The sequence below is a fragment of the Nonomuraea sp. NPDC049141 genome (assembly GCF_040648415.1).
Lineage (GTDB): Bacteria > Actinomycetota > Actinomycetes > Streptosporangiales > Streptosporangiaceae > Nonomuraea.
The window spans coordinates 123,950-136,440 of record NZ_JBEZDR010000024.1; the positions used below are offsets into that span (position 1 = coordinate 123,950).

At 69.3% G+C, this 12,491-nt stretch carries 15 protein-coding genes; 9 read left to right on the forward strand and 6 right to left on the reverse strand.

Going from position 1 to position 12,491, the window contains the following annotated elements; all coding sequences use genetic code 11:
• Positions 1-59 precede the first annotated feature (59 nt).
• The 5 genes from AB0B91_RS49815 to AB0B91_RS49835 all read left to right on the forward strand — a co-directional run bounded on the left by AB0B91_RS49815 (position 60) and on the right by AB0B91_RS49835 (position 5,653).
• Complete coding sequence (locus tag AB0B91_RS49815; RefSeq protein WP_358336936.1) at positions 60-587, forward strand: hypothetical protein; 528 nt, start codon at positions 60-62, stop codon at positions 585-587.
• Positions 584-1,657, forward strand: a complete 1,074-nt coding sequence (locus AB0B91_RS49820) for a peptidoglycan-binding protein (protein ID WP_358336939.1) — start codon at positions 584-586, stop codon at positions 1,655-1,657. The genes AB0B91_RS49815 and AB0B91_RS49820 overlap by 4 nt, the downstream gene beginning before the upstream one ends.
• A gap of 56 nt (positions 1,658-1,713) precedes the next feature.
• On the forward strand, positions 1,714-2,448 hold the full coding sequence (locus AB0B91_RS49825; RefSeq protein WP_358336942.1) for an ABC transporter ATP-binding protein: 735 nt from the start codon (positions 1,714-1,716) through the stop codon (positions 2,446-2,448).
• 62 nt (positions 2,449-2,510) lie between these two features.
• Complete coding sequence (locus AB0B91_RS49830) at positions 2,511-3,707, forward strand: ABC transporter permease (RefSeq protein ID WP_358336945.1); 1,197 nt, start codon at positions 2,511-2,513, stop codon at positions 3,705-3,707.
• A 305-nt stretch (positions 3,708-4,012) separates the two neighbouring features.
• On the forward strand, positions 4,013-5,653 hold the full coding sequence (locus AB0B91_RS49835) for a ubiquinol-cytochrome c reductase cytochrome b subunit (RefSeq protein ID WP_358336948.1): 1,641 nt from the start codon (positions 4,013-4,015) through the stop codon (positions 5,651-5,653).
• Between the two features lie 52 nt (positions 5,654-5,705).
• On the opposite strand, the gene AB0B91_RS49840 is transcribed toward AB0B91_RS49835, so the two are convergent.
• The gene (locus AB0B91_RS49840) at positions 5,706-6,215 is read right to left on the reverse strand and encodes a hypothetical protein (protein ID WP_358336951.1); all 510 of its coding nucleotides are present in this window, start codon (positions 6,213-6,215) and stop codon (positions 5,706-5,708) included.
• A gap of 141 nt (positions 6,216-6,356) precedes the next feature.
• Between AB0B91_RS49840 and AB0B91_RS49845 the strand changes: the two genes are divergently transcribed.
• From AB0B91_RS49845 to AB0B91_RS49855, 3 genes are all read left to right on the forward strand, one after another.
• Positions 6,357-6,926, forward strand: a complete 570-nt coding sequence (locus AB0B91_RS49845; protein ID WP_358336955.1) for an ABATE domain-containing protein — start codon at positions 6,357-6,359, stop codon at positions 6,924-6,926.
• 95 nt (positions 6,927-7,021) lie between these two features.
• Positions 7,022-7,468 carry a VOC family protein gene (locus AB0B91_RS49850; protein WP_358336958.1) on the forward strand — a complete coding sequence of 149 codons (447 nt, stop codon included), beginning with the start codon at positions 7,022-7,024 and terminating at the stop codon, positions 7,466-7,468.
• Positions 7,468-8,349 (forward strand): pyridoxamine 5'-phosphate oxidase family protein, encoded by an 882-nt coding sequence (locus tag AB0B91_RS49855; RefSeq protein ID WP_358336961.1) that lies wholly within the window; start codon positions 7,468-7,470, stop codon positions 8,347-8,349. Before AB0B91_RS49850 ends, AB0B91_RS49855 begins: the two co-directional genes overlap by 1 nt.
• On the opposite strand, the gene AB0B91_RS49860 is transcribed toward AB0B91_RS49855, so the two are convergent.
• On the reverse strand, positions 8,346-9,074 hold the full coding sequence (locus AB0B91_RS49860) for a MerR family transcriptional regulator (RefSeq protein WP_358336964.1): 729 nt from the start codon (positions 9,072-9,074) through the stop codon (positions 8,346-8,348). The two genes, AB0B91_RS49855 and AB0B91_RS49860, sit on opposite strands and share 4 nt — an antisense overlap.
• Positions 9,075-9,095: 21 nt before the next feature.
• A complete protein-coding gene (locus tag AB0B91_RS49865) occupies positions 9,096-9,977 on the reverse strand; it encodes an alpha/beta hydrolase (protein WP_358336967.1) in 882 nt (293 codons plus the stop codon).
• A gap of 89 nt (positions 9,978-10,066) precedes the next feature.
• Between AB0B91_RS49865 and AB0B91_RS49870 the strand changes: the two genes are divergently transcribed.
• Complete coding sequence (locus AB0B91_RS49870) at positions 10,067-10,687, forward strand: TetR/AcrR family transcriptional regulator C-terminal domain-containing protein (protein ID WP_358336969.1); 621 nt, start codon at positions 10,067-10,069, stop codon at positions 10,685-10,687.
• On the opposite strand, the gene AB0B91_RS49875 is transcribed toward AB0B91_RS49870, so the two are convergent.
• The 3 genes from AB0B91_RS49875 to AB0B91_RS49885 are packed head-to-tail and all read right to left on the reverse strand — an operon-like array spanning position 10,677 to position 12,422.
• On the reverse strand, positions 10,677-11,762 hold the full coding sequence (locus AB0B91_RS49875) for a Zn-dependent alcohol dehydrogenase (RefSeq protein WP_358336973.1): 1,086 nt from the start codon (positions 11,760-11,762) through the stop codon (positions 10,677-10,679). The two genes, AB0B91_RS49870 and AB0B91_RS49875, sit on opposite strands and share 11 nt — an antisense overlap.
• Positions 11,763-11,781: 19 nt before the next feature.
• Entirely contained in the window at positions 11,782-11,973 is a 192-nt protein-coding gene (locus tag AB0B91_RS49880; RefSeq protein ID WP_219533778.1) for a ferredoxin, read from the reverse strand.
• Positions 11,970-12,422 carry a pyridoxamine 5'-phosphate oxidase family protein gene (locus AB0B91_RS49885; protein ID WP_358336976.1) on the reverse strand — a complete coding sequence of 151 codons (453 nt, stop codon included), beginning with the start codon at positions 12,420-12,422 and terminating at the stop codon, positions 11,970-11,972. Before AB0B91_RS49885 ends, AB0B91_RS49880 begins: the two co-directional genes overlap by 4 nt.
• Positions 12,423-12,491: the final 69 nt, after the last annotated feature.

The following is a 12,491-nucleotide window of genomic DNA, read 5'->3' on the forward strand; positions in this document are numbered from 1 at the left end:
GTCCAAGTAGAGACGTGGGGGCGAACGACATACCTAAAAGCCACCCAACAAGGAGAGATATGCGCATCCGTCTACTGCTGGCCGTGCCCGTACTGGCCCTGGCCCTCACCGCGTGCGGTGCGAAGGCCGGTGAGGGGGACGTCGCCAGCGCGAGCGGCAGCACAGCCAGTCCCGCGGTGTCGAACTCGTCCTCGGCGTCGGCGTCCACCGACAGGCAGGCGGCGGGGCTCAAGTTCGCCCAGTGCATGCGCGAGCACGGTGTGGACATGCCCGACCCCGAGCCCAACGGCCCGGTCGCCATTCAGCAACGCCCGGGGGACGAGCAGAAAGTGCAGAAGGCCCAGGAAGCGTGCAAGCAGTTCATGCAGGCCGCGGTAGGCGAGAAGGGGAAAGGGCTCGATCCGCAGAAGCAGGATCTGCTGGTCAAGTTCGCCCAGTGCATGCGCCAGCACGGGATCGACATGCCGGACCCGAGCGCCGACGGGCGCATTGAGATCAATATCCCGGAGGGAACCCCGGAGCGGAAGGTCAAGGAAGCCCAGGAGGCGTGCAAGCAGTTCGCCGGCGACATCCCGCTCGCGAAATGAGGAAGGGCCTCGCGTTCGCCGCCGCCGCCGCTCTGCCCGCGGCGGTGGCGGCCTGGGCGGTGTTGGCCCTGATGGAGGGCGACGGCGGCACCGGTACGGCCTCGTCGGGAAGGCCGCCGGTCCCGGCCACCGCGGCGATCGTCAGGCAGGACCTGGTGAACACGAAGACCGTGGACGGCGCGCTCACCTACTCCGGCGAGCGCCTTCTGACCGGCGGTGCCGCCGGCACGGTCACGTGGGTGGCCGCGGAGGGCGCGGTGATTCGTCGTGGCCACCCGCTGCTCAAGGTCGACCGGAAGCCGCTCGTGCTGATGTACGGCAAGCTGCCGCTCTACCGGCGGCTGGAGCAGGGCGTCAGCGACGGCCCGGACGTCGAGCAACTGGAGCGCAATCTGAAGGCGCTCGGCTACGGCGACTACCTGACCGTGGACCAGCGCTTCACCTACGCGACCTACCTGGCGGTCAGGCAGTGGCAGGACGACCTGGGTCTACGGCGGACGGGGCAGGTGGACGCGGCGCAGGTCGTGTTCGTGCCCGCCCCGGTCCGGGTGACCGAGGCGAAGGTCGAGGTCGGCGGGCATACCGGCCCGGGTCAGGGGGTGCTCACGGTCAGCGGCATCCGGCGGCTGGTCCACGTGGATCTCGACACCGACTACCAGGAACTGGCCAGGAAGGGTGCCAAGGTCGGCGTCAAGCTGCCGGGCGGCGAGCGGATCACCGGGAAGATCACCTCGGTGGGTACGGTCGCCAAGTCCGCCCAGTCCGGGCAGGGGCAGGACAGCGGCGAGACGACCGTCGATGTCGACATCACGCTGAGCAGGACGCCACATACCAAGCTCGACCAGGCCCCGGTCGACGTCGAGCTGGAGAGCGAACGTCGCAAGGGCGTGCTCGCCGCGCCGGTCGAGGCATTGCTGGCGCTGCGCGAGGGCGGGTTCGGCGTTGAGGTCGTCGAGGGTTCCGCCACCAGGATCGTGCCGGTGCGGGTCGGCGCGTTCGGCAGCGGCAAGGTGGAGATCAGCGGCCCGGGCATCGCGGAGGGCACGAAGGTCGGGGTGCCCGCCCCATGAGCGTTCGGGAAATGAGCCTTGGGGAAATGAGCTTTCGGGAAATGAGCCTTGGGGAAATGAGCATCGTTGAGCTGCGGGGCGTGACCAAGGTCTACGGCGGACAGGTCGAGGCGCTTCGTGGTGTGGACCTGACGGTCGAGTACGGGGAACTGCTGGCCATCGTCGGTCCTTCCGGCTCCGGCAAGTCGACCATGCTCCAGTTGATCGGGACCCTGGACCGGCCGACGTCGGGGACGGTGCGCATCGCCGGCTACGACGTGGCCGAGCTGTCGGACCGGGAGTTGTCGGCGTTGCGCGCCCGTCAGCTGGGGTTCGTGTTCCAGCAGTTCCACCTGGCTGTCGGCGTGAGCGCGCTGGACAACGTGGCCGACGGCCTGCTCTACACCGGCACCGCGCTGCGCCAGCGCCGTGAGCGGGCCGAGGCCGCCCTGACCCGGGTCGGACTGGACCACCGGCTGGACCACACGCCGAACCAGCTGTCAGGCGGCGAGCAGCAGCGGGTCGCGGTCGCCAGGGCAGTGGTGGGTGATCCGCCGCTGTTACTGGCCGACGAGCCGACCGGCAACCTCGACTCGCACTCGGGGGCCGAGGTGCTGCGGGTGCTGAGCGACCTGCACGCCGCCGGGACCACGATCGCGATCATCACCCATGACACCGAGATCGCCGAGTGGTGCCCGCGGCAGGTCCGGGTCCGCGACGGCCAGATCATCGCCGACGACAGCCGGTGCCCTCCGGAAAGCGGCGCCCTCCGCCGCTCTCCCGAGGAGGCCGTGAAGGGAGCCCGCCCGTGACGCGCGAGGGTGTCGAGGGGAGTCCGCCTGCGACGCGCGAACCCGTCGAAGGGGGCCCGCCCGTGACGCGCGCGAGACTGTCCCCTTCCCGACTCAGCACCGTTGACGTGCTGCGGGTCGGGGCGGCTGGGTTGCGGGCCCGCCCCGCCCGGGTGGTCCTGTCCGCGCTCGGCATCGCCATCGGCATCGCCACCATGATCGCGGTGATCGGTATCTCGTCCTCGTCGCGGGAGCAGCTGCTGCGCCGGCTCGACCGGCTCGGCACCAACCTGCTCACCGCCGCGCCCGGCCGTACCCTGTTCGGCGACAAGGCCGAGCTGCCCGTTTCCGCGCTCAGCGCGGTCGAGCGCATCGGTCCCGTCAGCACGGCCTCGGCCACCGGGACGGTCGATGCCACCGTACGGCGCACGGACCACATCCCCGAGGCGGTGACCGGCGGCATCTCCGTCCAGGCGGCGAGCGCCGAGCTGCTGACCACGCTGGAGGGCGACGTCGCCAAAGGAACATGGCTGAACGCCGCCACCGAACGCGCACCCGCCGTCGTGCTCGGCTCGGCGGCCGCCAAGCGGCTTGGCCTCGGCCGGATCGGCGTGCGGGTGTGGATGGGCGACCAATGGTTCACCGTCATCGGCATTCTGGGGCCGATGCCGCTCGCCCCGGAGATCGAACGCTCGGTGCTCCTCGGGTTCCCCGCGGCTGAGACGTACCTGGGTTTCGACGGGCACCCCACGACGATCTACGAGCGTTCGGGCGAGGAGGCGGTGGCGGCCGTCAGGGCGGTGCTGCCGCGTACCGTCAACCCGGAGAACCCGGAGCAGGTCGAGGTCAGCAGACCGTCGGACGCGCTGGCGGCGCGGGCCGCCGCCGCGGACGCGTTCACCAGCCTGCTGCTCGGGCTCGGCGCGGTGGCACTGCTCGTCGGCGGGGTCGGCGTGGCGAACACGATGGTGATCTCGGTGCTGGAACGGCGCAAGGAGATCGGCCTGCGGCGCTCCCTGGGGGCCACCCGGGGGCAGGTGCGCATCCAGTTCCTGGCGGAATCCCTGCTGCTCTCCGCCCTCGGCGGCGTCGCCGGGTCGGTGCTGGGCGCCCTGGCCACGGCCGGGTACGCGGTGTCGCGGGGCTGGCCACCCGTCGTGCCGCCGTGGGCGATCGGCGGGGCGGTCGGCGCCACGCTCATCATCGGCACGATCGCCGGCCTCTATCCCGCCATGCGCGCCGCCCGCCTGTCCCCGACGATCGCCCTGGCCACCACCTGAGTACGTCCGTTCGGCAGGCGCCCTCGCGCCGGCTCGCAGGTACGCCCAACGCGACGGCCGCGGCAGGACCGCCCGAACCGGCGGTCAACTGGGGCTCCTGCCCTGCTTACTCCGACGAGGTGATCCGGTCGCGTGGGTATCCGCGACACCGAGCGATCTGACCTGCAGCCCTACGTGATGAGCGCGCGGGCGGACATGTCACATTTCCGCGCTTTGCCGTGTCTATACGGGGAGAGGTTCACGAGAACGGGGAGCGACATGTCCACAGTGCCTGACGCGGAGGTCGGCGTGAGGGTAGATCACGGATGAAGGAGCTCAAGACCATCCCGAAGGCCGTCTCAAGCCCCTCGAACTTCCTCGACGAGCGGCTCGGCGCGGCCAACTTCCTCAAGCGCAACATGCGCAAGATCTTCCCCGACCACTGGACGTTCCTGCTGGGGGAGATCGCGCTGTATGCGTTCGTTCTCCTGCTGCTGACCGGGACGTTCCTGACGTTCTGGTTCAAGCCCAGCATGGCGGAGATCGCCTACGACGGGTCGTACGCCCCGCTCAAAGGCGTCATGATGTCCCAGGCCTACGCGTCGTCGCTGGAGCTCAGCTTCGACGTCCGGGGTGGCCTCTTGCTCAGGCAGATGCATCACTGGGCGGCGCTGCTCTTCGTGGCGAGCACTCTTGTGCACGCGCTGCGGGTGTTCTTCAACGGCGCATACCGCAAGCCGCGCGAGCTCAACCATGTGATCGGCGTACTGCTGCTGACGCTGGCGCTCCTTGAGGGGCTGACCGGATACTCGCTGCCCGACGACCTGCTGTCCGGCGCCGGTCTGCGGATCACCGAGGGTGTGCTGGTCTCGCTGCCACTGGTCGGTACGTACGCGACGTTCTTCCTGTTCGGAGGGGAGTACCCGGGCGGGGATGTCATCTCCCGGTTCTATTCGCTGCACATCCTGCTCATCCCGGGCATCATCCTGGCGCTGGTCTCCGCTCACCTCGTGCTCATGTGGATGCAGAAGCACACCCAGATGGCCGGCAAGACTCAGACGAACCGAAACGTGGTGGGGGCGCCGTTCTATCCGGCGTTCATGGCCAAGGCGGGCGCGTACGTCCTGTTTACGTTCGCGGTGATCGCGGGGCTGGCGACGTTCGCCCAGATCAACCCGATCTGGCTGTTCGGGCCCTACACGCCCGCCGACGTGTCGGCGGGTTCGCAGCCCGACTTCTACATGGGCTTCCTCGAAGGCGCGCTGCGCATCATGGGGCCGTGGGAGATCAACCTGTTCGGCACGGACCATGCGGGCACACTGCCGCTCAACGTCATCATCCCGGCGCTGGCGCCGCTGGGCGTCGTCCTGACGGGTCTGGCGTTGTATCCGTTCCTGGAGCAGTGGGTGACGGGGGACAAGCGCGAGCACAACTTCGCCGAACGCCCGCGCGACAACCCGCACCGCACGGCGATCGGCATGACGGCCGTCGTGTTCTATGGCGTGCTCTGGCTCCTCGGTGCCAACGACGAGATCTCCGCCAATTTCCACATCAGCCTCAATGTAACGACGTACGCGGGCCGGGTGCTGATCTTCGTGGCGCCCGCGCTGGCGTATGTGATCACCTACCGGATGTGTCTGGGGCTCCAGCGCTACGACGCGGGCACCATTTCCCATGGCGTTGAATCGGGTGTGATCAAGCGGTTGCCCGGCGGTGGGTTCGTCGAGGCCCACGTGCCGGCGGCGGACGACATCGAGGCACACGTGCGGGGCAAGGAGCCGGTGCCGATGTTGGCGGTCGCCGAGCCCGACAGCGCGGGCATCCCGCCGAAGGGCATGCGCGGCCCTCTGGGCAGACTACGGGGCCGGATGTCGAAGGCGTACGGGGGCGAGAAGGTCCCCCTCGATGACGGTCACGGGCGTGGAGAGGTAGAGCTCGCGGGCGATGACCGTACGCTGACTCATTAGCTGAACTCCGCCGAGCAGGACAGAGGGCGGCGACAGCGTGACGGGCCCGCGATCACGACAGCGGGGTGGTCTCGGCGAAACGGATCTCGCTGAACAGCTTGAGCGTCACCGGCCGCAGTCGTGCCTCGCGAGGCCAGCGCATGCTCAAAGACGGAAACACCGTCTCCAGGACGATCTTCAGGTAGGGGCGGCCGGAACGGCCGACGGGAAGCTTGGCGCACAGAGCGGACACGCTCGTGAAGGTCTCCCGTCGGCCGAGCCGCAGCCGGGTCCGCCCGCTGAACTGGTTCGGGATCCCGGCGGCTTCGAGGCTCACCGACTCCCACAGCAGTTCGGCCGTCTCCTCCTCCCGCAGCCACGTCGGCCGGGTCGGCAGCGGCAGTCGCAGGGTGAATCCCGCCAGTAGCCCGGCCGGAGTCAGCCGAAAGGAACCCCGGAACCACGGCAGCTCGTCGAGGAGCCGAGGGCCGTTCAGGGTGCTCATCGACAGGCTCGCCGCGCTGGCTTCCATGGCGATCCGCCAGCTGGTGGGGTCGGTGTAAGGGACTTCCGGGATGGACACCAACGGGATTCATCTCCCCTGCGCGGACGCCTGGACTCACAGGCGGGTCGGGCGGCTACCTATAAGACACTCCAACCGCGGAAAATGTGACACTCACGGTCTCTCACGGTTGACGGTGCCCGCAGGCGTTAGATTGGGGGAATGTCCTTGACCCTCGATTTCGTCAGCACGATCAGGGCGGAGCGGTCCGGATTGGTCGACCGCCTGTCCGATGTCGAAGGCCTGACAACCTGGGTACGCGCGCACGCGGCCGACCTCGACGCCGATCCCGGCTTCACCGCCACGGAGGCACTGCGCGAGGAGACCGTACGCCTGCGCCAGGCCGTACGCGCGCTGTTCGCCAAGGCCGTGGCCCCGGAGCCGCCGAGCCGGGCGGACGCGGCGGCCCTGCCCGGCTTCGCGGAGTCGTTGGCCCTGGTCAACGCCGCCGCTCTGGCCGCCCCGCGAGCCCCGCAACTGTCCTGGAGCGGGGAGCCGGCCCTCGTCGTCGTGCCAGCCGTGCCGGCCGAGCCGTCGGCACGGGTCCGGGCCGCGCTCGCGACGGCGGCCGTCGAGTTCCTGGCGGGGCCTGAACGGGGGCAGTTGCGTACCTGCCAGGCCCCACGCTGCGTGCTCTATTTCGTGAAGGAACACCCACGTCAGGAGTGGTGCTCGACCGCCTGCGGCAACCGCGCCAGAGCGGCCAGGCACTATCGGGAGCACAAGAAGTAGTCCGCATCTAACGCTTGTGACGCCGGTTTGCCATTATATAGTTCTTTCTAACGGCCAATCGGTCGTTCATGCGTTAGATGATGAGGGAGTGTGGAATGTCGTCGTTCCAGACCGGGCACATCGGGCTCAACGTCACCGACCTCACCAAGTCCTTGGACTTCTACCAGCGCGTCTTCGGCTTCACCACGGCGGGCGAGCAACAGCACGAGGGGCGCCGCTACGCGTTCCTGGTCCAGGACGGCACGCTCATGCTGACCCTCTGGCAGCAGAGCGAGGGTCGCTTCGCCACCACGCGGCCGGGGCTCCACCACCTGTCGTTCCGGGTCGCCGACCTCGCGGCGGTGCGGAAGGCTGAGGCGGTCATCAGGGAGATCGGAGCCACCCTGCACCACGACGGCGTCGTGCCGCACGGCGAAGGCGCGTCCTCGGGAGGCGTGTTCTTCGAGGACCCCGATGGCATCCGCCTGGAGATCTTCGCCCCGGACGGCGCCGGCGACCGCCCCGCGCCCACCTCTGGCGCGCCGACCTGCGGGTTCTTCTAATGGGGCCGCATCCGGGCGAGGTCGTCGTCCAGCGGCGGGCGGGAGCGCGGGGCGGGGAGCTCGGCAGCTCGCGCACCCGCCCGGAGATCCCGGAGGTGGCGGCCGAGTTCCTGCGGCAGCAGCGCCTGCTGGTCGCCGGCGCGGCCGACAACCTGGGCCGGCTCTGGGCGAGCGTGCTGACCGGCCCCGCCGGTTTCGCCTCCGCCGAGGACGACCGCACGATCGTCGTACGCGCCCTGCCCGGCGCGCCCGACCCCCTGCACGGGCTGTTCACCGGGGAACGTGACCTCGGCCTGCTCGCCATCGAGCCCCACACGCGGCGCAGGATGCGCGTGAACGGCACGGCCGTACAGGCGGGCGAGGCGCTGGTGGTGTGGACGGAGCAGGTCTACTCGAACTGCCCCAAATACATCCAGACCCGCGAGCCCACGACCGCTCCGGGCGGCACCCCGGCCGGCCTCGGCGCCGGGACCACGCTGACAGCGCGTCATCAGGCGTGGATCGGCGCGGCGGACACGTTCTTCATCGCGACGGGCGCCGAGCAGCTCGGCGCGGACGTCTCGCACCGGGGCGGCAATCCAGGGTTCGTGAAGGTCACGGGGCCTGGGTCGCTGGTGTTCCCGGACTATGTCGGCAACTCGATGTACATGACGCTGGGGAACCTGGAGGTCAACCCGGCGGCCGGGCTGCTGTTCGTGGACTGGGAGCGCGGGGAGACGCTGCACCTGACCGGCCGGGCCCGGGTGGACTGGGATCCGGGGGACGTGCCGGGGGCGCAGCGGCTGGTGCGGTTCGAGGTGGAGAAGTGGGTACACCTCGCGGGTTCGGTCTCGGCGGGCTGGACCGCCCCGGGCTACCACCGCTTCAACCCGCCGGTCTAGAGCCGCTTCTCCCGTTTCGCCAGCTCTCCGGGGAGTAGTTCCAGCGCCCTCTGCCACGCCGGTGAGGAGTCGATGACGTGCGAGAACATCAAGCCGACCGTCTCAGTCCTGCTCTGCTCCTCGCCCCGTCGCGCCTCCCAGTCGGCGATGGCGGCGGCGAGCTCGTGCAGTCGCGGGTCGCTGCGATCCCAGTCGAACGCCTCGTCGCAGGCGAGATAGACGCGCTGGAAGTCGAGGTCGTCGAAGACGGCGTTCTTACCCGCCACCCACGCGGACACGTCCTGGGGGCTGAGAGCCACCGCGAGGATCCAGACATCACGCTCGATCCGCACCATTCGTTCGCTGACGCCGAGAGCGCGGAGCCGGTCGAGAATGTCGACGATCTCGGCAGGCAGGAACAGTCGTTCGCCCGCGGCGAGTTCGGCGATGCGGTGGCGGTGGCGGGTGAGGTCGCGGATCTTGTCCTCCAGCGCCTGGTCGATCCGGGCGATGGCCTTGGCGAACTCGTCGGGCTGGGCGTTGAGCAGCTCGTCGATGCGGGCCAGCGGCACGCCGGCCGCCGCCAGGGTCTTGATCCGGATCAGATCGACCACGGCCTGCGCGTCGTAGCGCCGGTAGCCGGAGGCGTCGCGCGCGGGCTCGGCGAGCAGGCCGTGCTGGTGGTAGTGGCGGACCGCCCGCACCGTCACGCCGACATGAGCGGCGAGCTGACCGATGGTGAGCATCGACGCCGTCCTTTCTGTCGGTTACTTGGCCGCCCGGTCGAGCAGGTCCCGGATCGCCTGGACGACGGCGTCCGGGCGGTCGGTGTGGACGGTGCTGTGCCTGGCATCATCGAGCGTACGATGCTCACCGCGCGGGACCGAGCCGGCCAGGGCATCGTAGAGACGGCGTTTGCCGTCGTTCAGGTCGCGCCGGGATTTCTTCGACATGAACAGCTTCAGGCCAGGATCTTCCCCGAGCGCGGTGAGCGCGATCAGCGGCACGTCGGGCAGGGGTCCGCCGTCCCGGAGCTCGTCGCGCAGCTGCGGCAGGTTGCTCCGCTCCTGTACGCCGATCCGCCACCACTCGGGGCTGACGTGGCGTTCGACGAGCAGGTCACGGAGCTCCGCGGGCCAGCCCGCGAGGATGCGCCGGTAGAAGCCGCGGGCGAGCCGGCTGATGAACCACAGCTGGAGCCGGCCGGGCTCCGGCTGACGGGTCCGCTCGAGGTGCAGGTGCTCGGGCATGTGAACGTCCCAGTCCTCGTAGAAGGACTCCACCAGGAGCAGGCCGGCCACCTCGCCGGGGAACAGCTGCGCGAAACGGCGGGCGTGGGCCGCGCCGAGGGAGTGCGCGACCAGCACATAGGGGGCGGGTACGCCGGCGGCCCGCAGCAGGTCCCGGAGCTCGGTGGCGGTCTCGGAGGCGGTACGCGGCAGCGGCATCCGGTCGCTCCAGCCCGTGCCGCCGCGGTCGTACAGGACTGACATGGTGAACTCGGCGACGCGGTCGTGGATGTTCAGGTAGTCCAGGCCGACGGCGCTGGCTCCCGGCAGGAACACCACGCTGGGGCCGCCGCTGCCCGAGCGGTGAAGGAAGAGGCGCCGTCCTGCGACGTCGTAGAGCTGTCCTACGGGGGGTGTCATGTGTCTTCTCCTCTGTATGGCGTACATAGGAGATGGTCCGACCCTGACGCAGGGTCAAGGTCAAGGCGTGCTTCCGGGATAATTTCCTCATGAGCAAGGCCGCGAAGCCCACCCTGAGCCAGGAGTACATCGCGGGTGTCGCGTTGTCGGTGATCGACTCCATGGGGCTCGGCAAGTTCTCCATGCGCAAGCTCGGTGCCGAGATCGGCGTCGACCCGATGGCGGTCTATTACTACTTCGACGATCAGGAGGCCCTGTTCGACGCCGTCGCCGAGCTGCTGTTCGACGAGTTCGGCGTCGACTCGCTGCCCTGGCGGGGCACGTGGCGCGCGCTGCTCGAACAGTCCTACCGGCGCATGCGGGACACGCTGGCCGCGCACCCGCATGCCGTGCCGGTGTTCGCGTCCCGGCCGATCAGGTCGGCCAAGGCCATCGCCACGGGCAACCGGACGCTCGCGTCCCTGCGGGAGGCCGGGTTCGCGCCCGAGGTCGCGCTGCAGATGACGCGCTCCCTGCGCGACTACACCATCGGCCACGCGATGGGCCTGGCCGCCGTCCAGCTGGGCGCGCGGCGGCGTAGCCGGAAGCCCGAGCCCGGGGCGCCCGGCTACAACCTGCTCGCTGAAAGCGCCGATGCCGTGGGCATCGACCAGCACTTCGACCTCGGCCTCACCGCGATGCTGGACGGCTTCGAACGGCTCAGTCCATGAGGACGATCTGGCGCAGCACCTCGCCGCCCTTGAGCGCGGCCACGGCGTCATTCAGGTCGGCCAGGCGGATCCGGGCGCTGATCATCGACTCCAGGTCGAGCTGGCCGGCCTTGTAGAGCTTGGCGAAGTAGGGGAAGTAGTGCCGCACGTCCGCTTCGCCGTACAGGCTGGAGAGCAGGTTCTTGCCCTCGAACAGCAGGCTGAACGCGGAGATCGACACCATGTCGTCCGCCGCGCCCGCGCCGACCACGATGACCTCGCCGCCCGCGCGGGTGACCTGCCACGCGCTCTGGATGGTGGCGGCCTTGCCGACCACCTCGAAGCCGTAGTCGAAGCCGCTGCCGGCGGTCAGCTCGTTCAGCGCCTCGGGGACCTGCTCGGGGGTGACGGCGTGGGTGGCGCCGACCTTCTTGGCCAGCTCGTGCTTGGACGCGAGGGGGTCGATCGCCAGGATCGTCCGGGCGCCGGAGATGCGCGCGCCCTGGATGACGGACAGGCCCACGCCGCCGCAGCCGATGACGGCGACGGTCGAGCCGGGCCGTACCTTGGCGGTGTTGATGGCGGCGCCCACACCGGTGGTGATGCCGCAGCCGATCAGCGCGGCCGCCTCCCACGAGATGTCCGCGTCGACCTTGATCGCGCCCTGCCAGGGGATGACGATCTCTTCGGCCCAGGTGCCGCACCCGGCCATCCCGAACGCCGTCTGGTCGCCGCCGAAGCGGAAGTTGCCCTTGGTGAACGCCTCGATCACGTACTTCATGCAGAGGTACGGCTGGCCGCCCAGGCACAGGTCGCAGTCCTGGCAGGACGGACGCCAGTTGATGATCACGTGATCGCCCGGCTGGACCGAGCTGACATGCTCGCCCACCTCGACCACCTCGCCCGCGCCCTCGTGACCCGGGACGAGCGGTACGGGCTGCGGCAGCACGCCGGACATGGCCGACAGGTCCGAATGGCAGACGCCCGTAGCCTTGATCCGCACCCGTACGTCGGTCGGTCCGACGGGGGTGAGGGTGACATCGTCGCGGATGTCGAGCTTGTCGTCGCCTACGGCGTGCAGAAGGGCGGCGCGCATGGGGGGGTTCCTCCTCCAGCTATTCCTCAAGGGAAAGAGCGGCTTTGGGGCAGGACCGGACCGCGTGACGGACGCGGTCCAGGAGTTCGGGCGGCGGTTCCGGGAGCAGGATGTGCAACTGGTCGTCATCATCCACGTCGAACACCTCGGGTGCGAGCCCCATGCACACGGCATTGGCTTCGCAGACCATTTCATCGACCTTGATCTTCATGTGAGCCTCCTGTGGTCCCATGAGACCACTTTGGTGCGCTCGACGACGTATGCAACCCGCTTTCGTCCGGTTTGTTCGACATAAGGCAGCAGGAGCTCGTCCGCCACGCCCGGGGTCATCCTGCGCGCGACCAGCAAGCCGATGGCCAGGACCTGCTCGGGCTCGTCAACCAGCTTGGCCTCGCCGTACAGCAGGACACCGCGCAGCTCGTTGTAGTCCTCGCCCGTCTCGACCAGGCAGCTCACCCGCGGGTCGCGCTCCAGGTTGCGGACCTTCTGCGCCTTGGCGTAGCTCCAGAAGGCGATCCGCCCCTCGTCGAGCCCGTAGAACATGGTCACCAGATGCGGCGTGCCGTCCGGGTTGATGGTCGCGAGCTGGAGCTTGCGGGCCCCTTCCAGGAAGGCCGTGACCTCGTCTCCGGACATCGCGATGCGAGCGCGCTGATTCACGTTGCCAAGTAGAACAGGTTGCAGAATGCCGGGCAAGGGGGCGCTGGAATGTTGTTCGGTTCTACTAGG

Coding starts and splice junctions, on each gene's coding strand:
- AB0B91_RS49870 (WP_358336969.1), top strand. CDS start 10,067: ATGAGCAAGGCCGCGAAGCCCACCCTGAGCCAGGAGTACATCGCGGGT.
- AB0B91_RS49820 (WP_358336939.1), top strand. CDS start 584: ATGAGGAAGGGCCTCGCGTTCGCCGCCGCCGCCGCTCTGCCCGCGGCG.
- AB0B91_RS49875 (WP_358336973.1), bottom strand. CDS start 11,762: ATGCGCGCCGCCCTTCTGCACGCCGTAGGCGACGACAAGCTCGACATC.
- AB0B91_RS49850 (WP_358336958.1), top strand. CDS start 7,022: ATGTCGTCGTTCCAGACCGGGCACATCGGGCTCAACGTCACCGACCTC.
- AB0B91_RS49860 (WP_358336964.1), bottom strand. CDS start 9,074: ATGCTCACCATCGGTCAGCTCGCCGCTCATGTCGGCGTGACGGTGCGG.
- AB0B91_RS49815 (WP_358336936.1), top strand. CDS start 60: ATGCGCATCCGTCTACTGCTGGCCGTGCCCGTACTGGCCCTGGCCCTC.
- AB0B91_RS49855 (WP_358336961.1), top strand. CDS start 7,468: ATGGGGCCGCATCCGGGCGAGGTCGTCGTCCAGCGGCGGGCGGGAGCG.
- AB0B91_RS49825 (WP_358336942.1), top strand. CDS start 1,714: ATGAGCATCGTTGAGCTGCGGGGCGTGACCAAGGTCTACGGCGGACAG.
- AB0B91_RS49845 (WP_358336955.1), top strand. CDS start 6,357: ATGTCCTTGACCCTCGATTTCGTCAGCACGATCAGGGCGGAGCGGTCC.
- AB0B91_RS49835 (WP_358336948.1), top strand. CDS start 4,013: ATGAAGGAGCTCAAGACCATCCCGAAGGCCGTCTCAAGCCCCTCGAAC.
- AB0B91_RS49865 (WP_358336967.1), bottom strand. CDS start 9,977: ATGACACCCCCCGTAGGACAGCTCTACGACGTCGCAGGACGGCGCCTC.
- AB0B91_RS49880 (WP_219533778.1), bottom strand. CDS start 11,973: ATGAAGATCAAGGTCGATGAAATGGTCTGCGAAGCCAATGCCGTGTGC.